A 24,683-nucleotide genomic window follows, 5' to 3' on the forward strand; every position below is an offset into this window, starting at 1 on the left:
GTGTGGGCGCTATTTCAGTTCGAGCAGGCGTTCGAGGTAGCTGCGCTCGATGTCCGGGCTGAGCGCGTTGCCGAGGCGCTTGCGGATCGCTTCGAGGATCTGGCGGGCGCGCTGCACGTCGATCTCGTCGGGCACCTTGACGGAGTTGCCGTCGTCGGGGCCCTTCGTGGCGCGCGGCCGGCCAAGCGGGTCGCGGTCGGCGTCCTGCTGACGTCCGCCCTGTTCGCTGCCGCCCTGGTCGCCCTGCATGGCCTGCATCTGCTTCATCATCTCCTTGGCGCCGCGGCGCAGCGCCTCCAGCGCGCGGCCCTGGTGGCCGACCGCCTGGTCGCCTTCGCCTTCGCCCAGCGCCTGCTCGGCATCGCCCATGGATTTGCCGGCCTCGCCAAAGCCCTCATTGGGCTGCATGCCCATGCCTTCGAGGCCCTTCTTCAGCTTGTCGAGCTCGCTCTGCAACTGGCCCTGACCTTCCTGCAGCTGCTTCAGCGCATCCGCGAATTCCTGCGGCGTCATTTGCTTCGGCCGGCCGAGCGGGTCGCGGTCATCACCGGGCTTCTGCCCATCCTGCGACTGCTCGCCATCCTCGCCCAGCTGCTCGTCGCGATTTGCACCGCGCTGCCGATCGCCGCGCTGCATCTGGTCGAGGCGGAAGGTATCGTTCATCATCTCCTGCTGGCGCCGCATGATCTCGCCCAGCTTGTCCATCTGCTGGCGCATCTCGCTGTCCTGCTCGCCGGCCTGCTGCTGGCGCCCGGCCTGCAGGTTGTTCATCATGTCCTGCAGTTCCGACAACAACTGCTGGGCCCGGTCTCGGTCGCCGGATTTGGCGAGATTCTCGATCTCGTCCATCATCCGGTTGATGTCGCTCTGGCGCAGTTCCCGACCGTTCTGCTGCATCTGCGGCGCGTTCGGGTTCTGCTGGGCGCGCTGGGCGAATTCCTGCAGGAACTGGTTCATCGCCTCGCGAAGTTCCTTCATCGCCTTTTCGAGCTCTTCGTCGCTGGCGCCGTTCTTGATGGCGTCCTGTAGCGCCTGCTGCGCCTGGCGCAGCCGACGCTCGGCGGCCGACAGATTGCCTTCCTCGATGCCGAGAGCGATCTCCCACAGATAAGCCACCTCGTTGCGCAGCTGGTCGTCGTTCTCGGCAAGCTTCAGCCGGCTCCTGGCGCTCATGATCGCGAGGTAATGCGACATGTTGTCGAAAGTATCCTCCGGGCGCAGGGTGATCGCGTCCATCAGGTCGAGCACGCGCGGCTTGGCGTTGGCGTCGAGCGCCAACAGGCGGCGCTGCTCGATCACAGCGCGGGCGAGCGGATTGGAGAAGGGCCGCTCCGGCATCACCAGCGTCCTGGTCTCGCTGGTGGCGGTATGGCCAGCATCGTCGGTGGCGGTCAGCGTCAGCTTGATGGTGCTGCCGGCCCAGACATGCTCGGTCAGATCCTTGGTCGTCTTGGCGGCGTTGGCCTTGCCGCCGCGGCGCGGCAGCGTCAGCGGCATGTCGGGCGGGCCATAGAGCGAATGTGCACTGGCCGGCGGCGGCTCAGACAGCTCGAAGACGGCCTTGGCGGAGGCCGCGCCATAGTCGTCGTCGATCTGGTAGTTGAGCTCGACGGCGCCATTGACGGCACGCTTGGGCTCGCCGACGAAACGGATCGTCGGCGGTTTGTCTGGGATGATGGCGAAGGCCCAGTGGCCGAGATCGTCCTCGCCGGACTTGAGCCGCAGCGTGCCGTTGGTGTTCAGCTTGCCGGAGAACTGGCGCACTTTGAGCCCGGCTGGGGACCCCGGCTGCGCCGCGGCTGGCGTGGCGCCCTTCGGCGCAACCGGCTCTATGGCGCGATCATTGCCGTTCGCGTCGGCATAGCTCAGCGTTTCTTCGCCGGTTCCGCCAGTGACGCGCAGCGAGACGTCGCTGCCCTCAGGGACGCTGAAGACCTGCGCGGCCTGGTTGACGTCAGCGGTCAAGAACAGCGGCGGCTTGCCGGTATAGGAAGGCGGCGTCACCCAGGCATCGATGCGCGGCGGCACGCTATCGCGCGCGGCGCTGGCGACGAAGCCGTCGCTGATCCTGCCGCCGAAAGGTCCGAACGAGAAGGCAAAAGCGGTGACGAACAGCAGCCCCACCACAGCCCGCAGGCCCCAGCGGTCGTAATCCGGCACGCTTGTGCGCGGCCTGTCGGCGCCCAGATCGGAGAGCCGCTCGGCCATGCGCTTCTGGTGCTCGCGCCACAGCGCCTGCGAGAAGAGGCTGTCCGCGCCGCTCGGCCGGTCGGTCTGCACCTGCACGGGGCTGTGCAGCAGCTCGTTCGCTGCCTCGATGCGCCGGTCGACCTCGGCGGCGGAAGGAATGCGGAAGAAGCGCAGCGCAAAGAGCGCGGCTAGCGCCGAGATGGAGAAGAGGATCAGGAGGCCGATCCGCGCCAGATCCGGCAGGCGCTGGAACAAGCCCAGCCACGAGACACTGAGGAACAGGCCGGCGACCACCGCCAGCGGCAACAGCAACGGCCAGCCGCGCTCGAAGATCATCGAGGCCCGCGTCGCCAGCCGGCTCAAGGCAAGGCGCCCGGCCAGACCGCGCTCGGCACTGGAAATGGGTCGTTCCGTCATCGGCCCTTCCTGCCCGGGCAGGATCGCCCGGACCTCATGAGCAGAGGATAACACCAAACACGGCGAAGGCGAGGCGGGTTCCAAAATCTGTGACGGGTTCGCCGCCTTTACGATCAGAAATTCGCGGGATTCGTGTTGGAACCACAGACCAGGACGGCCACGCGCTCGCCGGGAGCTGGCGCGTAGCGGCCGGAAAGCATCGCGGCAAAGGCAGCGGCCCCGCCCGGCTCGGCGATGATTCGCGCCCGGTCCCAGAGCGTCTTCTGCGCCGCCACGATGTCGTCGTCGCTGACCAGGATCGAGCGCTCGACGAAAGCTTTCGCGATCGGGAACATCATTTCGCCGACGCGCTTCGGCGCCAGCGAATCGGCGGCGATGCCCTCGGCCGGTGCATCGACCGGCTTGCCGGCTTCGAAGGCGCGGTGAAGCGTCGGCGCGCCCTCGGGCTCGATGGCGATGATGCGGATGCGGCCAGCGAACCAGGCGGCGATGCCGCCGATCAGGCCGCCGCCCCCGACCGCGACAAGCAGCGTCTCGATCTCCGGCAGATCGGCTTCGATCTCGAGCCCGAGAGTGCCTTGGCCGATGAGCGTCTCTTCCTGGTTGAAGGCGTGGATCTGCAGGGCGCCGGTTCGTTCGGCAAAATCCTCGCTGGCGGCCAGCGCCTCGGCATAGCGCGCACCGCCGACCACCAGCTCGGCGCCGTAGCTGCGGATGCGCTCGAGCTTTGCCGGCGGGCTGACCTCGGGCACGAAGACGGTGGCCTTGTGCCCCAGCTTCATGGCGGCATAGGCGACGGCGGCGCCATGATTGCCGCCGGAGGCGGCGACCACACCCGCTGCGGGCACCTGCCGCTCGAGCAGGTTGGTGAAGGCGCCGCGCGCCTTGAACGAACCGGAATGCTGCAGACATTCGAGCTTCAGATCGACCGGAAAGGCCGGCCGGCCGAAGTCGGCCATGTCGACGCGCATTACCGGCGTGTGGCGGACGAACGGGCGGATGTGCGGTTCCACCGCGGCGATGCGATCCCGCGTGATAGCTCCAGTCTCCAGCATGGCTTGCTCCTTTGAGCGCGGGACCCTCGTGCTTCTATTTCAGCCACTCGGGCAATGAATCCAGCCCGATCAGTTCCTCATGGGTCGGGCGCGGCCGCACGACGTGAAAACGGTCGCCGTCGACCAGCACTTCCGGCACCAGCAGCCTTGTGTTGTAGGTGCCGGCCTGCACGGCGCCGTAAGCTCCAGCGGTGGCGACGGCGATGAGGTCGCCAGGATTCAGCCTGGGGAGGTCGCGGTCGAGGCCGAGGAAATCGCCTGTCTCGCAGACCGGCCCGACGATATCGACCGTCATGCGCGGCGTGGCGGCCGGCGGCTGCACCACCGGCTTGATATCATGGAAGGCGTCGTAGAGCGTCGGCCGGACCAGGTCGTTCATGGCGGCGTCGACGACGAGGAAGTTCTTGGCGTCGCCTTCCTTCACATAGATCACTTCCGAGACCAGGATGCCGGCATTGCCGACGATCAGCCGGCCAGGCTCGAACATCACCTTCAGGCCGAGCCGGGTGACATGCTTCCTGACGATCTCGGCATAGGCGTCGGGCAAGGGCGGCGGGCTGTTGTCGACGCGGTACGGAATGCCGAGGCCGCCGCCGAGATCGACATGCTCGATGGCGTGTCCGTCAGCGCGCAGCACGCCGACCAGTTCCACCAGCAGCGCGAAAGCGTCGTCGAAAGGCTGCAGTTCGGTGATCTGGCTGCCGATATGGGTGTCGATGCCGGTGACCTTGATGCCCGGCAGCTCCGCCGCGCGGGCATAGACCTGGCGCGCCCGCTGCCACGGGATGCCGAACTTGTTCTCGGCCTTGCCGGTGGAGATCTTCTTGTGGGTCCTGGCGTCGACGTCCGGGTTGATGCGCAGCGAGACGGGTGCCACCTTGCCGAGCGCTGTGGCGCGCGCCGACAGCAGTTCGAGTTCGGGTTCGGACTCGACGTTGAAGCAGAGGATGCCGGCATTGAGGGCGAAGTCCATTTCCCGCGCGGTCTTGCCGACGCCGGAAAACAGGATCTTGCTCGCGGGGATGCCGGCGGCTAAGGCGCGCCGCAGTTCACCTTCCGACACCACGTCGGCGCCGGCGCCTTGTCTTGCCAAGGTCTTCAGCACGGCCTGGTTGGAATTCGCCTTCATGGCGTAGCAGACCAGCGCGTCGAGACCGGCAAAAGCTTCCTTGAAGACCCGGAAATGCCTGGTCAGGGTCGCGGTCGAATAGCAGTAAAACGGCGTGCCGACGCTGGCGGCGATGCCGGGGATTGCCACATCCTCGGCGTAGAGAACGCCGTCGCGGTAGTCGAAATGGTTCACGGGGAGAGGTCCGAAAATTGGAGCGCGATGAGATCGGATGATCTCCTCGGCTCTAGAGCAAGGGGTCGAGAATGAACTTCTTGTCCTTGACCGGTTTCTCAGGCTCGGGCGGCAGCGGCTGTTTGGCTCGCTCCGCATCCTTGCGCGCCTGCACGGCAGCCTCGTAAGGCGTATCGAGGCCGCCTCTCCTGCCGCAGGCCGTGACGGTGACAACCGCCGCCAGCAGCGCGAGCGTCATCAAAATCCTGCCTCGGGTCATCGATCCATCCGTTCGAAACTGTTTTGTCCAGCCGCGCTTTTAGCCGAGTTTTCGGCGCATTGCATCCCGGCATCACGCCTTGGCGAGCCGCTTTTTCCAGTAGCGGATCTGCTTCTTCACCTCCGACGGCGCGGTGCCGCCGAAGCTGGTCCGGCTCTTCACCGAATTCTGCACGGCAAGCACGGAGAAGATGCCGTCGGTGATACCGGAATGGATCGAGCGGAGGTCCTCCAGCGAGAGCTTTTCCAGGCCGACCTTCTTCTCCTCGGCGAGCGCGACGGCGCGGCCGGTGACGTGATGGGCCTCTCGGAAAGGAAGGCCCAGATTACGCACCAGCCAGTCGGCGAGGTCGGTGGCAGTGGCATGGCCGGCACCGGCGGCCTTTTTCATGGAGATGGCGTTGACGGTCATGTCGCGGACCATCCCGGCGGTCGCCGCCAGCATCAGGTCGAGCGTTTCGGCTACGTCGAAAACCGATTCCTTGTCCTCCTGCATGTCCTTGCCATAGGTCAGCGGCATGCCCTTCATCACCGTCAGCAAGCCGACCAAATGGCCGTTGATGCGGCCGGTCTTGCCGCGCACCAATTCGGCGGCGTCGGGGTTCTTCTTCTGCGGCATGATCGAGGAGCCGGTGGAGAATGAATCCGATAGCCGAATGAAGCCGAATTGCGGCGTCGACCAGATGATGATCTCTTCGGCCAGCCGCGACAGATGCGTGCCGCAGATCGCGGCGATCGAGAGGAATTCGAGCGCGAAGTCGCGGTCCGACACGCTGTCGAGGGAATTGCGCATCGGCTCGCGGAAGCCGAGCGCCTTCGCCGACATATGGCGGTCGATGGAAAAGCTCGTGCCGGCCAGCGCGGCGGCGCCCAGCGGGCTTTCGTCCATGCGCTCGATGGCGTCGCGGACACGTGACAGATCGCGGCCGAACATCTCGACATAAGCCATGCAATGATGACCGAAGGTCACCGGCTGCGCGGCCTGCATATGGGTAAAGCCGGGCATTACCGTCGCGGCGTGCTCCTCGGCGCGCTCGAGAAAGGCGCCGATGAGGTCCTTCAGCGCCTGGGCGACGCGCTGGCATTCCTCCTTGACCCAGAGTTTCAGATCGACCGCCACCTGATCGTTGCGCGAGCGGGCGGTATGCAGGCGGCCGGCAGCCGACCCGATCAGATCGGCCAGACGCGCCTCGACATTCATATGGATGTCTTCGAGCTTGGTCGAGAATTCGAATTTCCCGGCCTCGATCTCTTTCAGGATCGTGTTCAGGCCGTGAGCGATTTTTTCTTGATCGGCGGCCGAAATAATGCCCGTTTCAGCCAACATCTCGCTGTGGGCGATCGAGCCGCGGATGTCCTGCGCGTAGAGTTTGCGGTCGAAGGCGATCGATGCGTTGATCGCTTCCATGATCGCGGCCGGACCCGAGGCAAAACGTCCGCCCCACATCTGGTTGCTAGCCTTCTTGTCGCTCATCGCTATAACCCGTGCTCCGGAGCAGTTTTTAAGAAAATGGCAGACGGCAATAAATTCTTCCCGGCCCCGCGCCTCATCCTCGCCGCGCTTGTAGCGGGCGTGCTGGCCGGCGCGGTCGCGGTATATGTCAGCGAGAGCGGTTCTGGCAACAACGCGCCGGATCAGGTTGCCGCGGCCAGCACCGGCAAGGACGACGTCGCTTGCAAGGCGAAGGCCGAACGGGCCAAGCAGGTTGCGGCAAAGGCCGTCGGTCAGGTCGCGGCACTGCAGCCGGCGGATCCGCCGCAATCGCTGAAGGGACTCGCCTTCAACGGACCCGACGGCAAGCCGACGACGATCGCCGGCCATGCCGGCAAGACGGTGCTGCTCAATCTGTGGGCGACATGGTGCGCGCCCTGCCGCGCCGAAATGCCGGCGCTCGATGCGTTGCAGAAGGAAAAAGGCGGCAACACTTTCGAGGTCGTCGCGGTCAATGTCGACACCGGCGATGACGCCAAGCCGAAAAAGTTCCTGAAGGAGATCGGCATCGAGACGCTCGGCTATTACCGGGATGCGACAATGGGCCTGTTCAACGAGGCCAAGACGCGCGGGCTGGCGCTTGGCCTGCCGGTGACGATGCTGATCGACGGCGAAGGCTGCCTGATCGCACATATGAACGGACCGGCGGAATGGTCGAGTCCCGACGCCAAGCGACTGGTGGAAGCCGCGCTCGGTCCGTCAAGCTGAGCGCGCGGCGGCGGGCTCGAGCATGAGGATGCGGCCGCCGCGGGCCTCGACAGCATCCATGGCCGCCGGCACGCCGGTCAGCTCGCTGAAGGTTTCGATCGGGCCTGGCCTGCCGAGATAGTATCCTTGGCCGATCTCGCAGTCCTCGGCATCGAGGAAGCGCAATTCGTCCAGCGTTTCGACGCCTTCGGCCAGAACAGGCAGGCCCAGGCCGCGCCCCAGCCCCAGCACGGCGCGCACGATGGCCGCGACCTGACCATTCCTGTCGACCGACTTGATGAAGGAGCCGTCGATCTTGATCTTGTCGAAAGGGAAAGCGCGGAGATTGGAAAGCGATGAATAGCCGGTTCCAAAATCGTCCATCGCGACGCGAATACCAAGCGCCTTGACCTGCCGCAGGGTCGCCAGCGCCCGGGGCATATCCTTGATAAGGGCCGTCTCGGTCACTTCAAGCTCCAGCCGTCCGGCCGGAAGTCCCGAACGCAGCAGGATCTCGTGCACTTTGCGGCTGAAATTCGGGTTGTGGAGTTGCACCGCGGAGACATTGACGGCGATGGTCAGCGGAGTTTTCCAGCGCACGGCTTCCTCGAAGGCCGTCGCCAGCACCCATTCGCCGATCTGGGCGATGGCGCCGCTGTCTTCGGCGACCGGGATGAAGACCGACGGCGGGATGTTGCCGCGCTCCGGATGATGCCAGCGGATCAAGGCTTCGAAGCCGATCATCTTGCCGCTGCTGATCTCCTTTTGCGGCTGATAGACCAGCCGGAACTCGCCGCGCGCAACCGCCTGGCGCAGATCGTGCTCCATGGCGCGCCTGTCGCGCGTCTCGGCACCCATCGAAGCCTCGAAATAGCGATAAGTGTCCTTGCCCTCGGCCTTGGCGCGGTAGAGCGCAGTGTCGGCATGGCTGACGAGCGCCGCCTGGTCGTCGGCATCCAGCGGGTAAAGAGCAATGCCGATGCTTGCCGACACCAGCTCGCCGCCGGGCGACAGTTGGCTTTCCTGGCGTAGCTTGGAAAGCACCGCCTCGGCGATACGGCCGGCGGCCTGCGGGTCGGGAAGGTTCGGCGCGATGATGGCGAATTCGTCGCCGCCGAGACGGGCGAGCATCTGCCCATGGCGGAGCACGCTGGACGCGCATTGCGCCACCCTTTGCAGCACGGCGTCGCCGGCGGCATGACCGAAGAGGTCGTTGACTTCCTTGAAGCGGTCGAGATCGAGAAGCATCAGCGCGAGCTGCCCGCCCTTGCCGCTCGCCGTGGCGATCTCGGCCTCGAGCCGGCTGGTGAAGCTGCGGCGATTGGCAAGCCCGGTCAGCGGATCGAAATGCGCCAGGCGAAGGATCTCCTGCTCGGCCTTCTTGCGCTCGCGCATGTCGCGGACGGCGACGACGTCGTGAGGCTTGCCGCAATAGTCGATGCTGCGGGCGATCAGCTCGACCGGAATGCGGGTGCCGTCCTGGCTGCGCAGCTCGGCTTCCTGCGCCTGACCGCTGCCGCCGGCGATGGCTGAGGCAACGCGTTCGCCGAAGAGGTCGCCGAGCGTCATCACGTTCAGCGTGCCGGGCGCGATGCCGCTCAGCGCCGCGATGCTGTCGTTGGCGCTGACGATGCGGCTGCCGTCGCAAACGATCAGCCCCTCGACCGCCGCGTTGGCCAGGCCGTGCATGCGCTGCGCTTCCGCCTGATGCCGGCGGAACCGCAGGTCGATGCGGAGCGCCACGGCCGAGAGCATCAGAATGACCAGGCTTGCCGCCGCAGCGGCAAAGGCTTGCGACATCGGCGCGATGGTGAATTTTGAGATCTCTATCGAGGAGTCCGGATAGATCGAGACCGCCGCCATGGCGATAAAATGCAGTGTGCAGATGGCCAGTGTGAGCAAGACGGCGGCAGCGATCGTCGTAAGCGTCGACGGGCGGCGAAGCACGACGAGCAGCGAAAGCGCGGCAAGCGTGACGCCCGCCGCCAGCGAAAGAGCGACGAGCAGCTCGTTCCAGACGATCCTGCCCTGGACCTCGAACGCCGCCATGCCGGTATAGTGCATCACGGCGATGCCGACGCCGAGCACGGCGCCGCCGACAAGATAGTGATCAATGCCGCCGCGGATGGTGGCGATCCACATTCCGGCCGCTGTCAGAACTACGGAGGCGGCCAGCGAAAGCGCGGAAAGCTCCGCGTTATAGGCGTTGGGTATTCCCGGCGTGAAGGCGATCATGGCGACGAAATGCGTCGCCCAGATACCGAATCCGGTCGCCGTGGCTGCAATCAACAGCCATGCGTAGCGATTTCGACTGGTCGATTGCTCGACATGGCGAAGAAGATTGACCGCCGAGAAAGAGGAAATTCCGCAGATGAGCGCCGCAAGTGCGACCAACCTCAGATCGTGCTCGTGCACGATGCAATTATAGACGGTCAACATTAGGCCCCACCTGATCTTCCCGCATCAATCAAGTTAAGATTGCTTAAGGCCCGACGGCTGAAGAATCGATTAGTGGACCTGCAACCGACGCGTGTGCCTTAGGTTGTAAAGGACGGATAAGGTTGGGCCGGCTGTCGCAATACGATGGTTGGAGTCGCTCAAATCCTAAGCCGGCAAGCAATCTGCCCGGCCGTGACCGATGCACGTTAATTTAGGATCAGATGATGTTCATCGACGCATAACAAAACCGTTGTCCGATTGTCATGCGCAACACATACTGGTTCTGCGGAAGCCCCCCTTTCGCCAATCACAACGGGAGATGAAACATGAAGCTCTTCGGCTTCGCGGCAGGTGTTGCCGCTACCTTGACCCTGCTTTCCACCACGTCCGCTTTCGCTGTCACACAGATCAGCTGGTGGCATGCGATGACGGGCGCCAATGCGGAAGTCGTCGACAAGATCTCGAAGGACTTCAACGCCAGCCAAAGCGACTACCAGATCGTTCCGGTCTTCAAGGGCACCTATCCCGAGACGCTGAATGCAGGCATCGCCGCGTTCCGCGCCGGCCAGGCGCCGGACATCATCCAGGTGTTCGATGTCGGCACCGGCGTCATGATGGCGGCCGAGAGCGCGATCAAACCCGTGGCCGAAGTTTTGACGGGCGCGGGGATGACGTTCGATAAGAGCCAGTATCTGCCCGGCATTGTCGGCTACTATTCGAAGCCGGACGGCACCATGTTGTCTTTCCCTTACAATTCCTCCTCGCCGATCCTCTACTACAACAAGGGCATCTTTCAGAAGGCCGGCCTCGACGTGAACAACCCGCCTAAGACCTGGAACGAGGTCTGGGAAGCGGCGAAGAAGATCAAGGCGAGCGGCGCGGCCCCTTGCGGCTACACTTCGACCTGGCTGACCTGGATCCATCTGGAAAATTTTGCCGCCTGGAATAATGTTTCCTGGGCGACCCAGCAGAACGGACTGGCCGGCGGCGACGTCGAGCTCAAGATCAATGCGCCGATTTTCGTCAACCACTTTCAGGCGCTGGCTGACCTCGCCAAGGATGGCACTTTCAAATATGGCGGGCGAACCTCCGAAGCCAAGCAGATCTTCCTCGCCGGAGAATGCGGCATCTTTACCGAGTCGTCGGGCGGGCTCGGCGATATCGTCAAGTCGGGTATGAACTACGGCATCGGCCAACTGCCGTATGACAGCGATGCCAAGGGTGCGCCGCAGAACACGACCCCCGGCGGCGCAAGCCTCTGGGTTTTCAGCGGCAAATCCGATGCGGAGTACAAGGGCGTCGCGGCCTTCTTCGCCTATCTCTCCAAGACCGAGGTGCAGGAATATCTGCACCAGAAGTCGGGCTACTTGCCGGTGACGCTGGCAGCCTATGAGGCGACCAAGAAGTCCGGCTTCTACGACAAGAACCCGGGCCGCGAGACACCGATCCTGCAGATGACCGGCAAGGCGCCGACCGAAAATTCGAAGGGTGTGCGCCTGCCCAACCTGCCTCAGGTGCGCGATATCCAGAACGAGGAGTTCGAGAAGATGCTGGCCGGCCAGGAAACGGCCCAGCAGGCGCTCGACAATGCCGTCTCGCGCGGCAACGCGGCGATCAAGGACGCGTTGGGCAACTAAACCTGGCCGAGGATGAAACGTCGCCCGCGCGGATCGGCGCGGGCGATCCTTGCTTGACGAGGAAACCAAGCTGACCCCGCGCGTCGTTTTCCCCAACAAAGTCCTGCCTTACCTGCTTGTGGCGCCGCAACTCGCCATAACACTGGTTTTCTTCTACTGGCCGGCCGGGCAGGCGCTCTACCAGTCCATGCTCAGGCAGGACCCATTCGGGCTGAAGAGCAAGTTCGTCTGGTTAGCCAATTTCCGCAAAGTGCTTGCCGACCCGGCCTATCTCAACTCGATCAAGGTAACGGTGGTATTTTCGCTTGCCACCGCAATCGTGGCGATGGCAGTGGCGTTGCTGCTTGCCGTAATGGCGGAAAAAGTGGTGCGCGGGAAAGCGCTCTACCGCACACTGATGATCTGGCCCTATGCGGTGGCGCCGGCGATCGCCGGCATGTTGTGGCTGTTCCTGTTCAACCCTTCGATCGGCTCGCTATCCTACGTGCTGAGAAGTCTCGGCATAGCCTGGGACCCGTTGCTCAACGGCAGTCACGCCATGATCCTTTTGGTTTCCGCCGCAGCATGGAAGCAGATCAGCTACAATTTCCTGTTCTTCGTCGCCGGGCTGCAGGCGGTGCCGAAGACGCTGATCGAGGCGGCGGCGATCGACGGCGCTCGCGAGACCAAGCGTTTCTGGACCATCATCTTCCCGCTGCTCGCGCCGACGACCTTCTTCCTGCTGGTCGTCAACACTGTCTATGCCCTGTTCGACACGTTCGGCATCGTCCATGCCGTCACCGGCGGCGGACCGGGCAAGACCACCGAGACGTTGGTCTACAAGGTCTACAATGACGGCTTCGTCAACCTGATCCTCGGCGACTCGGCGGCGCAGTCGGTGATCCTGATGGTCATCGTCATCGCGCTCACCGCCATCCAGTTCCGCTATGTGGAACGCAAGGTCCACTACGGCTGAGGCAAGCGATGATCGGCCAGTCCCCGTTGCGTGTCCTGATCGCCCATGCCGCTCTCATTCTCGGCATTTTGATCGTTGCATTTCCCATCTACTACACATTCGTGGCCTCGACACAGACGCTGCAGACGATCCTCAAGCCGCCCCTGCCGCTGCTGCCCGGTGACCAACTCTGGAACAATTACAGCGAGGCCCTGTTCGGCGGTGTCGGGCGCATCGGCGGCGTCAGCGTCGGCAGGCTGCTTCTCAACACGACGGTCATGGCGCTCGGCGTCGCGGTCGGAAAGATCTTCATCTCGATCCTGTCGGCTTATGCCATCGTGTTCTTTCGTTTCCCGCTGCGCATGACCTTCTTCTGGCTGATCTTCATCACTCTGATGCTGCCCGTCGAGGTCCGCATCCTGCCGACCTACAAGGTGATGGTCGATCTCGGCATGATCGACACCTATGCCGGTCTGATCATTCCGCTGATCGCCTCGGCCACGGCCACGCTATTGTTCAGACAGTTCTTCATGACCATCCCGGGCGAGCTCGTCGAGGCGGCGCGCGTCGATGGTGCCGGGCCGTGGCGCTTCTTCTTCGACATCCTCCTGCCGCTGTCGCGCACCAACATCGCGGCGCTGTTCGTCATCCTCTTCATCTATGGCTGGACGCAATATCTGTGGCCGCTGCTGGTCACCAACAGCAACGACATGAACACCATCGTCATTGCGCTGAAAAAGATGGTTTCCTTCGCCGACGCCGATACCCAGTGGCACCTTGTGATGGTCACTGCGATGCTGGCCATCGTGCCGCCGATCCTTGTCGTGGTGCTGATGCAGCGCTGGTTCGTGCGCGGCCTGGTCGAATCCGAGAAGTGAGGGGCGATGGCGACGGTTGATCTCAATGATGTGAGGAAGCTCTATGCCGGCGGCGTCGAGGCCGTGAAAGGCGTTTCCATCGCCATTCCGGACAAGCAGCTTTGCGTGCTGGTCGGTCCCTCCGGCTGCGGCAAATCGACGTTGCTCAGGATGATCGCCGGACTCGAGACCATCTCGTCCGGAACGGTTGCGATCGACGGCAAGATCGTCAATGCCGTCGGTCCGACCGAACGCGACATTGCCATGGTCTTCCAGAATTACGCGCTCTACCCGCATATGAAGGTCTACGACAACATGGCCTATGGCCTGCGTAATCGCGGCACGCCGAAAGCCGAGATCGACAGCAGAGTGCGTTCAACTGCCAAGGTGCTGGAATTGTCGGGACTGCTCGACCGGCGCCCTCGCGAGCTTTCCGGCGGCCAGCGACAGCGCGTCGCCATGGGCCGGGCGATCGTGCGCAATCCGAAAGTCTTCCTGTTCGACGAACCGCTCTCCAACCTCGACGCCAAGCTGCGCGGCCAGATGCGGGTCGAGATCAAGAGCCTGCAGCGCAGGCTCGGCGTCACTTCGGTCTATGTCACCCACGACCAGCTCGAGGCGATGACGCTAGCCGACATGCTTGTCGTCATGAATGCGGGGCTGGTCGAGCAGATCGGCGCTCCCCTCGACATTTACGAGAAGCCGGCCTCGACATTCGTCGCGTCCTTCATTGGCGCGCCGCCGATGAACCTGCTCTCACTGAGCACAGAAAGTTCTGCAACTGAGCTGGAAGGAAAGTTGCTTGTTCTTGCCCCGCCCGGCGGGCAGGCGGCAATGCTAGGCTTCAGGCCCGAGGACGCCGAACTCGTCGCCGATGCCGAGGACCGATCCGGGGCGCTGATGCTGCCCGCAACGGTCGAGGCCGTGGAGCCGGTCGGCGCGGAAACCTTCCTGCACTGCTCGGCTGCCGGCAATAATATCGTGGTACGGGTCGGCGGCCGCACGGCGGCAAAGCCCGGCGACAAGTTGCGCATCACCGCCACAGCCGAGAAGTTGCACTGGTTCGATCGGGGCGGCAGGCGCCTCGGCAGCGTAAGCCCCTCCTCTTGACTCAGCTTCAGGCAAACACATGCGCGTTGCCGGTCACCGTGAGGCGCACGATCTCGCCGACCTCCGGCACGTCCATGCCGGTCTTGCGCAGGACGAGCGGTGTGTTGCCGATCGCGGCCGCATCCGGCGGATCCGGGCTATTGAGCAGCCGCACGGCGATGGTGCAGACCGAGCCGGCGAATTCGGAGTCCGTCACCTCGCCGAACAGCATGTCCGGCGTCCCCGACATGCCTTCGCGGGAGGTTCGTTTAAGCACCACCTGCTCGGGCCTGAGCATGATACGGGCGACGTCGCGCCGCTCGGTGATGTCGACCGCGATGCGGCCGAGCGGCGATATGGCAAAGCCGTCGGCGATCTTGGCCGGCACGATGATGGCGTCGCCGAGGAACTCGGCAACCATCCTGTCCCTGGGCTGGAAGTAGAGCTCGCGCGGCGTGCCGACCTGCGAGAACAGGCCGTCGCGCATGACGGCCACCTGGCTGGCGAAGGACAGCGCCTCGGCCTGATCGTGGGTGACCAGGATGGTTGTGATGCCCGCATCCTCCAGAAGCTCGGCCACCGCCTTGCGCATCGAGGCCCGGAGGCCGGTGTCGAGCGCCGAGAACGGCTCGTCGAGCAGCATCAGGCGGGGTTTCATCGCCATGGCACGGGCAAGCGCGACACGCTGCTGCTGGCCGCCGGAAAGCTCGTGCGGACGGCGCTTCAGGATCGCCTTGTCAAGCCCGACGATATAGGCGAGCTCGACAATGTGCTCGGCGCGCTTCTCGGCGCTTCGGGGCATGCCGAAGCCGATATTGTCGGCGATGGTGAGATGCGGGAAGAGGGCGCCGTCCTGCGCCACCACGCCGATGCCGCGGCGATGCGCCGGTACCGCCGCCCCGCCATTGGCGAGCAGCTTGCCGTCGAGCGCGATGCGGCCGCGGTCTGGCGCCTCGAAGCCGGCGATCAGCCTCAGCAAGGTGGTCTTGCCGCAGCCGGAGGGTCCGACGATCGCGGTGCGGCTGCCGCTTTCGACGGTGAGGTCGACGCCGGCAAGTGCTGCCACCGGGCCATAATGTTTTGCTACGTCGCGGAGCTCGAGGAAGCTCATCGGCCGGCCATCCGCTTTGACTGGACGTAGAGCACCCAGGTCATGGGGAGCGACATCGCCACCATGATCAAGGCGTAAGGGGCGGCCGAGGCGTAGTCGATCTCGCCGCTGTAGGACCAGAACGCCATCGCAAGGGTGCGGGTGCCGTTCGGCGCCAGCATCTGCGTGGCGGTCAATTCATTGGTGATGCCGAGTGCCACCATCGCCATCCCGGCCGCCGCGCCCGGCGCCGACAGCCGGATCGTGGTCGACCATAGCGCCCTGAGCGGCGGGCGGCCGAGGCTCGAAGCCGCGCGTTCGAGTTCCACCGGCGCCTGGGCGATCGAGGCGCGCAGGCTGACCAGCGCGCGCGGCAGGAACATCAGCGCATAGCCGAAAAGGATGGTGAAGAGCGTCTGATAGAGCGGCAAGGCGATGCGTACGGTGATGGTCACCAGCGCCAGCGCGACGACCACACCCGGCAGCGAGCCGACGATGTAGTTGCAGCTCTCGAGCAGGCGCTGCAAGCGGCCGGGCGCACGGATCGAGATCCAGGCCATGGGCATTGCGGCGACCGTGGCAAGCAGCGCGCCGGTGACGGCGAGGACCAGCGTCTGGCCGAGCGCCAGGCTGATCTCGTCCCAACGCCAGACGTCGGCGCCACCGGCAAGCAGCCAGCGGCCGACGGTCACAAAGGGCACGCCGAGCGTGAGCAGCGCAGTCCCGGCGGGCAGCAGCAAGCAAGGCAGCGTGGCGCGGCCGAGGGCGACACGCTGCTGCTGGCGCGCCGCCCCGGAGCCGACGCGGGCATAACGCTCCTCACCACGCACGATCACCTCCACGCCAAGCAGCACGAAGCAGCAGGCGACCAGCACGGCGGCGAGCATGTTCGCCGCCGCGCCGTTGAAGGTCGACTGGAACTGGTCGACGATCGCGGTGGTGAAGGTATCGAAGCGGATGAAGACATAAAGCCCGTATTCGGCAAGCAGGTGCAGGCCAACCAGCAGCGAACCGCCGCAGATGGCCAGCCTCAACTGCGGCAGCACGACACGCGCGAAGACGCGCCAGGGTCCGAGGCCCAGCGCTGCGGCGGCATCTTCCAGCGCAGGGTCAAGCCGGCGCAGCGCCGCTGCGATCGGCAGATAGAGGAACGGGAAATAGGCGATGACGGAGACGAGCACGCCGGCCCAGAGCCCGTGCAGGCCGGGGATCAGGCTGATCCAGGCGTAACTGTGGACGAAGGCGGGAATTGCCAAGGGCGCCACCGACAGCCACGACCACCAACGGTTTCCGGGAAGGTCGCTGCGCTCGGTCAGCCAGGCAAGCGCCACCGACAGCGCGATGGCGATCGGGACGGCCAGGACGACAAGCAGGATGGTGTTGACCAGGAGCGCGCCGACGCGAGGCCGAAAGATCAGCGCCACCACCGTGTCCCATCCCGTCTGGATGCCCACCCAGACGATGAAGGCAAGCGGCAGGAGAGCGATCAGCGAGACGATGGCGGCCGCAAGCGTAATCCACGACGTGGACCGCCGGCTCTGCCTTGCGGCAGCCGGCGGCCCCGAATGCGTGAGGTCGATCGCGGACATCAGCCGGAATGCACCGCCTGGAGACGATCTGATGAACCGCGAACGCGGTCGGAAACGCAGATGATCGTCATCGACGAGGCCATCTCCAAAACAAAAGCGCTCCCGCGGAAAGCGAATTCCGGCGGGAGCACGGTCGGTTGTCCTTTTAGGACGAACGCGGACTAAAGCAAGCCGGCTTGCGTCATCAGGTCGATGACCTTCTTCGAGTTCAGGTGCGTCGGATCGATCTTGGGCGCCTGCAGATCGGCCAGCGGCACGAGCTTCGGGTTCGACATGGCATCCTTGCCGACCGCGTATTCATAAGAGGTCCCGGTTTTCAAAACCTCCTGGCCGGCCTTGCCGGTGACCCACTTCAAGAAAGCCTGGGCTTCCTTCGGATGCTTGCTCGAGGCCAGCACGCCGCCGCCAGAGATCGACACGAACGCGCCCGGGTCCTGGTTCTTGAAATAATGCAGGCCGACATTCTTGCTGTTCTCGCCGGTCTTCGCCTGGTCGCCGAAATAGTAGTAGTGGTAGATCACGCCGCCATCGATCTCCCCGGCATTGACCGCCTTCATCACCGTATTGTTGCCCTTGTAGGCGGTGAAGTTCTCCTTCATGGCCTTCAGCCAGTCGGAAGTCGCGGCTTCACCTTTGAGCTCGAGCATCGCGCTGACGATGGCCTGGAAATCGGCGCCGGACGGCGAGGCGGCCCACCGGCCCTTCCAGCTCGGATCGGCAAGGTCGAGCAGCGACTTGGGCAGCTGGCCTTCCTTGAGCTTGTCCTTGTTGTAGGCAAAGACGGTGCTGCGCGCGGCGACGCCCACCCATTTGCCGCTCGAAGGCTGGTATTCCTGCGGAACCTGAGCGAGGGTGTCGGCATCCACCGGCGCGAACAGGCCGGCCGCCTCGACCAGCGCCATTGCAGGCGAATTCTCTGTCAGGAACACGTCGGCCGGCGAGGCAGCACCCTCGGCGACGATCTGGTTGGAGAAATCGCTGTCGCCGCCGTTGCGCAGCGTGACCTTGATGCCGGTTTCCTTGGTGAAGCCTTTCGCCCATTCCTTGGCCAGGCTCTCATGCTGGGCATTGTAGACGACGATGCCCGCATCCTCCGCCATGGCCGGTCCGGCGATCAGGCCGAGCGCCAGCGCGGCGGCGCCGGCAAGAGTGGAAAAGGCAGTTTTCATGGGCATCGTCCTCAAATCTGGAGACAGGGGTTCGGGCTCAGACGCACCTATCAATACCTGATTAGGATAGTCAACATTCCGACCCTGCTTCAATCGGTCGCCGTGCCGCAAACTTTCGTGATTTTCCGGTACTTTGGCTTGGACATTATTTCGCCGGACACGTAACAAACCAGGGCCGAGACGCGAACATCGGGGGTAAACTCTTGTGACCGGCAAGGACGAGGCCGAGCTTTCCCGGCTGCTCAGGGCCGCGATCGCGGGAGACGAAAGGGCTTACGCCGACTTTCTTCACCGGATAGCCGCTCTCGTTCGTGGCTTCGTCCGGCGCAAGATCGTCCAGGGCGGGGTCGACCCCGAGGATGTCGTGCAGGAAACCTTGCTGGCCATTCACGTCAAAAGGCACACGTGGCGAGAAGACGCGCCGGTGCTGCCATGGGTCTATGCGATCGCCCGCTTCAAGCTGATCGATGCATTCCGCAGGCGCGGCCGTCGCATCGAGGTCGAGATCGACGAGATCGCAGAGACGTTCGCCGAGCCGGAAGCGGAGACGGTGAGCGAGCGCGACATAAACCGGGCCCTGGACGGCTTGCCGCCCTCGCAGCGTTCCGTGGTTTCCTCGATCTCGGTCGACGGCCATTCGATCGGCGAAACGGCGGTCAAGCTCGGCATCAGCGAGACGGCGGTGCGCGTGTCGCTGCATCGCGGCCTTGCCGCGATCGCCAAAAGGTTCGGACGACGGTGACATGAGAACCGAGGACCTCATAAAGGCGCTCGACGCCGATGCCCGCAACAAGGCGATGCCGCTTGGCCTCGCCTGGTGGCTGGCCGTCGGCGTGGCGGTTGTGGTCGCGGCGGTGGTCTTTTTCATGACCATCGGTCCGCGCCCGGACATCATGCCGGCCATGCATACGATGCGCTTCATGTCGAAGTTCGTCTTCACCTTGGCGCTCACGACCAGCGCATTCGCTCTGATCCGAGCCCTGTCGACGCCCGGTGCGGCGAGCAGGCGAGCGAAACTATGGACGCTCGCCGCGCCTGCGCTCGTCGTGATCGCGGTCATCCTGGAGCTTTTCGTCGTGCCGGAGGCGGACTGGGGCAGGCGGCTCGTGGGTTCCAACATGATGATCTGCATGAGCTTTATCCCGTTGATCGGCATCGGTCCCCTGGCTATCTTCCTCGGCATGCTGCGCTATGGCGCGCCGACGCGGCCGGTGCTGGCCGGCGCGGTCGCGGGCCTGCTCGCGGGCGGCTTGGCGGCGACCTTCTATGCCGCGCATTGCTTCGACGATTCGCCGCTGTTCGTCGCCACCTGGTACACGATCGCGATCGCGTTCCTCACCGCGCTCGGCGCGCTTGGCGGACGGTTTTTCGTCCGCTGGTAGGATTACACACTGATCCTTAATCATGCCGGCATTGCTTTGTCGGTTAGCGGCGTGGCCGCCGCAGCTTACAACCATTCCTTAAAATCGATCCGCCAGGGTTGTGGCAGTTGCGCATGGGGTGGGATCGCATTGTGGCGTGGTTGAGTTGGAAAGGTCCGCGGGCCGGCAAGCGCGCTGTGCTCGCCTTGATGGCGGCAGGGCTTATCACCCTGATGGCATCGGTCCTGTTGCCGGCGCTGGAGCTCGGTGCGGACGCGCTGAAGTTCTGCCTACAGATATCGGTCGCCGTCACCGCCGTGACGCTCTTTGTCTCGGCGCTGTTCATCCGCAGGATCATCGACGACCGCCGGCAGATTGCCGAGAGCGAGCAGCGCTTTCGCCGCGCGATGGAAGATTCGGCGATCGGCGTCGCCATCGTCGGCCTCGACGGCCGCATCCTTCAGACCAATCCCGCCTTCGCGGCGATGCTCGGCTACAGCCGGGCGGAAATCGAGGCGCTGACCTTCTTCCAGATCACGCATCCCGACGATCTGCAGATCGGCCGTGAGACGATGATCGCGCTGAAAGAGGGAAAGATCGATTCCTTTCATTTCGAGAAGCGCTACCTCAAGAAGGACGGCACTCCGGTCTGGGCGCAGCTCGCGGGCTCGGTCATTCGCGAAGACGAGACCGGCAAGCCGCTCTATCTTGTGTCGCAGATCGAGGACATCGATGCGCGCAAGCAGGCCGAAGCGCGCATCGCCGAAGCCGAGACGCGTTGGAATTTCGCGCTGACCAGCGCCGGACAAGGCGTCTGGAGCCTCGACATGCGCAAGGGCGGCACGACTTACTCCGAAACCTGGGTCAGAATGCTGGGCTATGACGATGGCGAGCTGGACGGCGACCCCGACCGCTGGCTGACGATGATCCACCCGGACGACCGCCAAATCGTCGCCGAGGCGGACCGGGCGCATCTTGACGGCGAGACGGCCTTCTTCGAGGCCGAGTTCCGGATGCGCCACAAGGACGGCCATTGGGTCTGGATCCTCGACCGCGGCAAGGCGATCGAACGCGACGGCGAGGGCCGGCTGATCCGGGCGATCGGCAGCTTGACCGATATCACGGAGCGCAAGGAGGCCGAAGAACGGCGCAAGGTCTCGGCGGCGATGCTCGCCGACGAAAAGGAGCGGCTCAGGGTGACGCTGCAGTCGATCGGCGACGCGGTGATCTGCACCGATGCCGCGAACCGCGTCACCTTCATGAATCCGGTCGCCGAAAAGCTGACCGGCATTGCCAGCGGCGAGGCGCTTGGCAAGGTGCTCGGCGATGTCTACTGGGCGGTCGACGAGGAAACCGGGCAGAGGATCGGCCTGACGCGACCTTCGGCCGCCGGCCGCCATCATTGCGATCAGAACGCCCGCGCCGTGCTCATCAGGCGCGACGACACGCGCTGCAGCATCCGCCAAATGGTGTCGCCGATCATGAACGACCACGACGAGTTCTGCGGGTTGGTCATCGTCTTCCAGGATTTCACCGACGCGCGCGCCCTGCAGCGCCAGCTCGCTTATGCCGCGGCCCATGACGCGCTGACCGGGCTCGCCAACCGCCCAAGCTTCATCCGCACGATGGAGGAGCTGGTCGATCGGTGCCGGTTGAATGGCGGCGAGCATCAGTTCATGTTCGTCGACCTCGACCACTTCAAGGCGGTCAACGACACTGGCGGCCACGCGGCGGGCGATGCGCTGCTGAAGCGCGTCGCCGACGCCATCCGCAACGTGCTCGGTCCGGAAGATATCGTCGCCCGTCTCGGCGGCGACGAGTTCGCGGTCATACTGAAATCGGGCGCGCCGGCGCGAGCGACGGTCGCGGCGCGTTGCATCATCGAAGCCATCCGCAACCTGGGCTTCAGCTGGGACGGCCGTCCGCATTCGATCGCCGCCAGCATCGGGCTTGCGCCGATCCGCGCCGGCTGCGGCGAGGTGGACGAGATCATCGCCCGCGCCGATGCCGCCTGCTATGCCGCCAAGGCGGCCGGCCGCGGCTGCGTTTCGGCAGCACCCGATGAAGTTTCGAAGGACGAGGCGGCGCCCCTGCCGCTTGCCGCGGCATCCTGAACGCCGCGCAGTGAGCGTTCAGTCGCGGGGCTCAGCGCGTCGGCACCGGATGGTCGCCGCGATAGTCGTAGAAGCCGCGGCCGGTCTTGCGGCCGAGCCAGCCGGCCTCGACATATTTCACCAGCAGCGGGCAGGGGCGATACTTGGAGTCCGACAGGCCCTCATGCAGCACCTGCATGATCGACAGGCAGGTGTCGAGACCGATGAAGTCGGCCAGTTGTAGCGGCCCCATCGGATGGTTGGCGCCGAGCCGCATGGCGGTGTCGATGGCGTCCACCGTGCCGACGCCCTCATAGAGCGTGTAGATCGCCTCGTTGATCATGGGCAACAGGATGCGGTTGACGATGAAGGCCGGGAAATCCTCCGAAACGGTGATCGTCTTGTCGAGCCTGTTCACGAAGGTCTTGGCGGCCTCGAACGTCTGGTCCTCGGTGGCGATGCCGCGCACCAGCTCGACCAGCTTCATCACCGGCACCGGGTTCATGAAATGTATGCCGATGAAGCGCTCAGGCCGGTCGGTCTGCGCGGCGAGCCGGGTGATCGAGATCGAGGAGGTGTTGGTCGCGAGAATCGCCTCCGGATTGAGCTGCGGGCAGAGTTGGGCGTAGATCTTGCGCTTGACCGTCTCATCCTCGGTCGCCGCCTCGATGACGAGGTCGGCGGCGGCAAGATCGGCCATGGCGGACGCCGATGAGATGCGGGCCATCGCCTCGTTGCGCGCCTTCTCCTCGAGCTTTCCCGAACCGACCTGACGGGCCATGTTGCCGCTGATCGTGGCGATGCCCTTCTCGACCCGGTCGGGCGAGATGTCGTGGATCAGGACCTTGTAGCCGGCCAGCGCCGAGACGTGGGCGATACCGCCCCCCATTTGACCTGCGCCGACAATGCCGATCGTCTCGATCTTGCTCATTACCCCAATCCCGTCTGGAGCATTTCCGCTTCTGCGAGGCACGGAAGCGCTCCCTTCTCTTTGTTTCCCGCAATTCCGGACGCAAAGTGGCTCGGCACTTTCCTGGAATTGCCTTTTTTGTTTATCGCAATTCCGGAGGGAAAACCGTACGGACTTTTCCTGGAATTGCGCAAGCCTTTACCGGCCTGCTTTTTGTGCAGTGCAAACTAAAAGGGCGGGGCGACTTCGTCTACCCCACCCTTCCGATTTTAATATGCCAGAGCAGAAAGCGTCAAAGCGCCTTTTGCAGCTCCGGCAGGATGACGAAGAGATCGCCGACGAGACCGTAGTCGGCAACCTGGAAGATCGGCGCTTCCTCGTCCTTGTTGATGGCGACGATGACCTTGGAATCCTTCATGCCGGCAAGATGCTGGATGGCGCCCGAGATGCCGACGGCAATGTAGAGATCGGGGGCGACCACCTTGCCGGTCTGGCCGACCTGCCAGTCATTGGGGGCATAGCCCGCATCGACCGCTGCGCGAGAGGCACCGACAGCGGCGCCGAGCTTGTCGGCGACCGGCAGGATGACTTCCTGGAACTTCTCCGACGAGCCGAGAGCACGGCCACCCGAAATGATGATCTTGGCCGAGGTCAACTCGGGACGGTCGTTTTCGGAGAGCTTGTTCTCGACGAAGGAGGAGAGGCCGGGATTGGCGGCGGCGTTCACCGTCTCGACCGGGGCCGAGCCGCCCTCGGGCGCCCCTTGGAAGGAGGCGGTGCGCACCGTGATCACCTTCTTGGCGTCGGTCGACTGCACGGTCTGGATGGCGTTGCCGGCATAGATCGGCCGCTTGAAGGTGTCGGGCGTGACCACCTCGATGATCTCGGAGACCTGCGCGACGTCGAGCAGGGCCGCCACGCGCGGCGCGACGTTCTTGCCCGCTGAGGTCGCGGGGGCGACGATCGCGTCATAGGAGCCGGCGAGCGAGACGACGAGTGCGGCCAGCGGCTCCGCCAGGCGTTCGGAGAGCTCGTCGGCCTCGGCCAGCAGGACTTTGCGAACACCCTTCAGCTTGGCGGCCGCGTCGCTTGCCGCCTTGGCGCCTTTGCCGGCGACCAGCACATCGACATCCGAGCCGATCTGCAGGGCCGCCGCGAGCGCCTTGGCGGTCTGGTCGGAAAGGCTTGCGTTGTCGTGTTCGGCGATGAGGAGAATTGCCATTTTCCTGTTCCTTCCTGACCGCTTTAGAGCACGCCGGCTTCGTTCTTGAGCTTCTCGACCAGCTCGGCGACGCTGTTGACCTTGACGCCCGCCTTGCGGCCGCCGGGCTCCTCGGTCTTGATCACCTTCAGGCGCGGCTTGACGTCGGCGCCGTAGTCGGCCGGGCTCTTCTCGTCGAGCGGCTTCTTCTTGGCCTTCATGATGTTGGGCAGCGATGCATAGCGCGGCTGGTTCAAGCGAAGGTCGGCGGTCACGATCGCCGGCATTTTCAGCTCAACCGTCTGCAGGCCGCCGTCAACTTCGCGCGTCACCTTGGCATGATCGCCGGCGAGCTCGATCCTGGAGGCGAAGGTGCCTTGCGCCCAGCCGAGCAGCGCCGCCAGCATCTGGCCGGTCTGATTGCTGTCGTCGTCGATCGCCTGCTTGCCGAGGATGACGAGGCCGGGCTTCTCGGCCTCGACGACGCCCTTCAACACCTTGGCGACACCCAGCGGCTCGGTCTGCTCGTCGGTCTTGACCAGGATAGCGCGATCAGCGCCCATGGCGAGCGCGGTGCGCAGCGTTTCCTGCGCCTGCTGCGGGCCGATCGAGACGACGATGATCTCCTCGGCCTTGCCGGCTTCCTTGATCCGGATCGCTTCCTCGACCGCGATCTCGTCGAACGGGTTCATCGCCATCTTGACGTTGGCAAGCTCGACGCCCAGTCCGTCGGCCTTGACCCGGACCTTGACGTTCGCGTCCACAACCCGCTTCACGGGCACAAGGATCTTCATTTTCCTGTCACCTCTCCTGAGATAGTCGGGCGCGCTATAGCAGTGTGCGCCTTGTCAGAGTTGTCGAAAGCCGACATTCCGGGCGGAATTCTGGTCTCCAACGGCCAAGAAGCAGTTC

20 protein-coding genes are annotated in these 24,683 nt (G+C 64.4%); 8 read left to right on the forward strand and 12 right to left on the reverse strand.

Going from position 1 to position 24,683, the window contains the following annotated elements; translation table 11 throughout:
* Positions 1–9: 9 nt before the first annotated feature.
* The 5 genes from P9230_RS15265 to argH all read right to left on the reverse strand — a co-directional run bounded on the left by P9230_RS15265 (position 10) and on the right by argH (position 6,697).
* The gene (locus P9230_RS15265) at positions 10–2,607 is read right to left on the reverse strand and encodes a TIGR02302 family protein (RefSeq protein WP_278119757.1); all 2,598 of its coding nucleotides are present in this window, start codon (positions 2,605–2,607) and stop codon (positions 10–12) included.
* 113 nt (positions 2,608–2,720) lie between these two features.
* A complete protein-coding gene (locus P9230_RS15270; RefSeq protein WP_278119759.1) occupies positions 2,721–3,662 on the reverse strand; it encodes a threonine/serine dehydratase in 942 nt (313 codons plus the stop codon).
* Between the two features lie 34 nt (positions 3,663–3,696).
* Entirely contained in the window at positions 3,697–4,965 is a 1,269-nt protein-coding gene (gene lysA, locus P9230_RS15275) for a diaminopimelate decarboxylase (RefSeq protein ID WP_278119761.1), read from the reverse strand.
* Between the two features lie 52 nt (positions 4,966–5,017).
* On the reverse strand, positions 5,018–5,224 hold the full coding sequence (locus P9230_RS15280; RefSeq protein ID WP_067319112.1) for a lipoprotein: 207 nt from the start codon (positions 5,222–5,224) through the stop codon (positions 5,018–5,020).
* A 72-nt stretch (positions 5,225–5,296) separates the two neighbouring features.
* On the reverse strand, positions 5,297–6,697 hold the full coding sequence (argH, locus tag P9230_RS15285; protein ID WP_127215753.1) for an argininosuccinate lyase: 1,401 nt from the start codon (positions 6,695–6,697) through the stop codon (positions 5,297–5,299).
* 36 nt (positions 6,698–6,733) lie between these two features.
* On the opposite strand from argH, the gene P9230_RS15290 reads away from it, so the two are divergent.
* Positions 6,734–7,423: a TlpA disulfide reductase family protein gene (locus P9230_RS15290; RefSeq protein ID WP_067319108.1), complete on the forward strand. Its 690-nt coding sequence runs from the start codon at positions 6,734–6,736 to the stop codon at positions 7,421–7,423.
* Here the strand turns inward: P9230_RS15290 and P9230_RS15295 are convergent.
* Complete coding sequence (locus P9230_RS15295) at positions 7,415–9,841, reverse strand: EAL domain-containing protein (RefSeq protein WP_278119764.1); 2,427 nt, start codon at positions 9,839–9,841, stop codon at positions 7,415–7,417. The genes P9230_RS15290 and P9230_RS15295 overlap by 9 nt on opposite strands.
* A 326-nt stretch (positions 9,842–10,167) precedes the next feature.
* Here P9230_RS15295 and ugpB point away from each other — a divergent pair, with 326 nt between their 5' ends.
* The 4 genes from ugpB (at position 10,168) to P9230_RS15315 (ending at position 14,379) form a co-directional block, all read left to right on the forward strand.
* Complete coding sequence (ugpB, locus tag P9230_RS15300; RefSeq protein WP_278114581.1) at positions 10,168–11,478, forward strand: sn-glycerol-3-phosphate ABC transporter substrate-binding protein UgpB; 1,311 nt, start codon at positions 10,168–10,170, stop codon at positions 11,476–11,478.
* A gap of 70 nt (positions 11,479–11,548) precedes the next feature.
* Positions 11,549–12,433: a sn-glycerol-3-phosphate ABC transporter permease UgpA gene (gene ugpA, locus P9230_RS15305; protein WP_278088028.1), complete on the forward strand. Its 885-nt coding sequence runs from the start codon at positions 11,549–11,551 to the stop codon at positions 12,431–12,433.
* A gap of 8 nt (positions 12,434–12,441) precedes the next feature.
* On the forward strand, positions 12,442–13,290 hold the full coding sequence (gene ugpE / locus P9230_RS15310) for a sn-glycerol-3-phosphate ABC transporter permease UgpE (protein ID WP_066990208.1): 849 nt from the start codon (positions 12,442–12,444) through the stop codon (positions 13,288–13,290).
* 6 nt (positions 13,291–13,296) lie between these two features.
* The gene (locus tag P9230_RS15315) at positions 13,297–14,379 is read left to right on the forward strand and encodes a sn-glycerol-3-phosphate import ATP-binding protein UgpC (protein WP_278055930.1); all 1,083 of its coding nucleotides are present in this window, start codon (positions 13,297–13,299) and stop codon (positions 14,377–14,379) included.
* A 7-nt stretch (positions 14,380–14,386) separates the two neighbouring features.
* On the opposite strand, the gene P9230_RS15320 is transcribed toward P9230_RS15315, so the two are convergent.
* The 3 genes from P9230_RS15320 to P9230_RS15330 form a co-directional block, all read right to left on the reverse strand.
* Positions 14,387–15,469 (reverse strand): ABC transporter ATP-binding protein, encoded by a 1,083-nt coding sequence (locus tag P9230_RS15320; RefSeq protein WP_278119766.1) that lies wholly within the window; start codon positions 15,467–15,469, stop codon positions 14,387–14,389.
* Positions 15,466–17,037, reverse strand: a complete 1,572-nt coding sequence (locus tag P9230_RS15325) for an iron ABC transporter permease (RefSeq protein WP_278119768.1) — start codon at positions 17,035–17,037, stop codon at positions 15,466–15,468. The genes P9230_RS15320 and P9230_RS15325 overlap by 4 nt, the downstream gene beginning before the upstream one ends.
* A gap of 161 nt (positions 17,038–17,198) precedes the next feature.
* Positions 17,199–18,206, reverse strand: coding sequence for an iron ABC transporter substrate-binding protein (locus P9230_RS15330; RefSeq protein ID WP_278119770.1), 1,008 nt, complete (start codon positions 18,204–18,206; stop codon positions 17,199–17,201).
* A gap of 205 nt (positions 18,207–18,411) precedes the next feature.
* Here P9230_RS15330 and P9230_RS15335 point away from each other — a divergent pair, with 205 nt between their 5' ends.
* The 3 genes from P9230_RS15335 (at position 18,412) to P9230_RS15345 (ending at position 21,681) form a co-directional block, all read left to right on the forward strand.
* Complete coding sequence (locus P9230_RS15335) at positions 18,412–18,948, forward strand: sigma-70 family RNA polymerase sigma factor (RefSeq protein WP_066990192.1); 537 nt, start codon at positions 18,412–18,414, stop codon at positions 18,946–18,948.
* Between the two features lies 1 nt (position 18,949).
* Positions 18,950–19,588: an NrsF family protein gene (locus P9230_RS15340; protein ID WP_066990189.1), complete on the forward strand. Its 639-nt coding sequence runs from the start codon at positions 18,950–18,952 to the stop codon at positions 19,586–19,588.
* 131 nt (positions 19,589–19,719) lie between these two features.
* Positions 19,720–21,681: a PAS domain S-box protein gene (locus tag P9230_RS15345; RefSeq protein ID WP_278119772.1), complete on the forward strand. Its 1,962-nt coding sequence runs from the start codon at positions 19,720–19,722 to the stop codon at positions 21,679–21,681.
* A gap of 31 nt (positions 21,682–21,712) precedes the next feature.
* Here P9230_RS15345 and P9230_RS15350 read toward each other — a convergent pair whose 3' ends face one another.
* From P9230_RS15350 to P9230_RS15360, 3 genes are all read right to left on the reverse strand, one after another.
* A complete protein-coding gene (locus tag P9230_RS15350; RefSeq protein ID WP_066990182.1) occupies positions 21,713–22,591 on the reverse strand; it encodes a 3-hydroxybutyryl-CoA dehydrogenase in 879 nt (292 codons plus the stop codon).
* Positions 22,592–22,862: 271 nt separating this feature from the next.
* Positions 22,863–23,792: an electron transfer flavoprotein subunit alpha/FixB family protein gene (locus P9230_RS15355; RefSeq protein WP_095799913.1), complete on the reverse strand. Its 930-nt coding sequence runs from the start codon at positions 23,790–23,792 to the stop codon at positions 22,863–22,865.
* Between the two features lie 23 nt (positions 23,793–23,815).
* Positions 23,816–24,565, reverse strand: coding sequence for an electron transfer flavoprotein subunit beta/FixA family protein (locus P9230_RS15360; protein ID WP_127216820.1), 750 nt, complete (start codon positions 24,563–24,565; stop codon positions 23,816–23,818).
* Positions 24,566–24,683 lie beyond the last annotated feature (118 nt).

This window comes from Mesorhizobium sp. WSM4887 (assembly GCF_029625865.1).
Taxonomy (GTDB): domain Bacteria; phylum Pseudomonadota; class Alphaproteobacteria; order Rhizobiales; family Rhizobiaceae; genus Mesorhizobium.

Coding starts and splice junctions, on each gene's coding strand:
- ugpB (WP_278114581.1), top strand. CDS start 10,168: ATGAAGCTCTTCGGCTTCGCGGCAGGTGTTGCCGCTACCTTGACCCTG.
- P9230_RS15320 (WP_278119766.1), bottom strand. CDS start 15,469: ATGAGCTTCCTCGAGCTCCGCGACGTAGCAAAACATTATGGCCCGGTG.
- P9230_RS15265 (WP_278119757.1), bottom strand. CDS start 2,607: ATGACGGAACGACCCATTTCCAGTGCCGAGCGCGGTCTGGCCGGGCGC.
- P9230_RS15315 (WP_278055930.1), top strand. CDS start 13,297: ATGGCGACGGTTGATCTCAATGATGTGAGGAAGCTCTATGCCGGCGGC.
- P9230_RS15360 (WP_127216820.1), bottom strand. CDS start 24,565: ATGAAGATCCTTGTGCCCGTGAAGCGGGTTGTGGACGCGAACGTCAAG.
- ugpE (WP_066990208.1), top strand. CDS start 12,442: ATGATCGGCCAGTCCCCGTTGCGTGTCCTGATCGCCCATGCCGCTCTC.
- P9230_RS15330 (WP_278119770.1), bottom strand. CDS start 18,206: ATGAAAACTGCCTTTTCCACTCTTGCCGGCGCCGCCGCGCTGGCGCTC.
- P9230_RS15350 (WP_066990182.1), bottom strand. CDS start 22,591: ATGAGCAAGATCGAGACGATCGGCATTGTCGGCGCAGGTCAAATGGGG.
- P9230_RS15355 (WP_095799913.1), bottom strand. CDS start 23,792: ATGGCAATTCTCCTCATCGCCGAACACGACAACGCAAGCCTTTCCGAC.
- P9230_RS15325 (WP_278119768.1), bottom strand. CDS start 17,037: ATGTCCGCGATCGACCTCACGCATTCGGGGCCGCCGGCTGCCGCAAGG.
- P9230_RS15290 (WP_067319108.1), top strand. CDS start 6,734: ATGGCAGACGGCAATAAATTCTTCCCGGCCCCGCGCCTCATCCTCGCC.
- P9230_RS15295 (WP_278119764.1), bottom strand. CDS start 9,841: ATGTTGACCGTCTATAATTGCATCGTGCACGAGCACGATCTGAGGTTG.
- P9230_RS15270 (WP_278119759.1), bottom strand. CDS start 3,662: ATGCTGGAGACTGGAGCTATCACGCGGGATCGCATCGCCGCGGTGGAA.
- argH (WP_127215753.1), bottom strand. CDS start 6,697: ATGAGCGACAAGAAGGCTAGCAACCAGATGTGGGGCGGACGTTTTGCC.
- P9230_RS15280 (WP_067319112.1), bottom strand. CDS start 5,224: ATGACCCGAGGCAGGATTTTGATGACGCTCGCGCTGCTGGCGGCGGTT.
- P9230_RS15340 (WP_066990189.1), top strand. CDS start 18,950: ATGAGAACCGAGGACCTCATAAAGGCGCTCGACGCCGATGCCCGCAAC.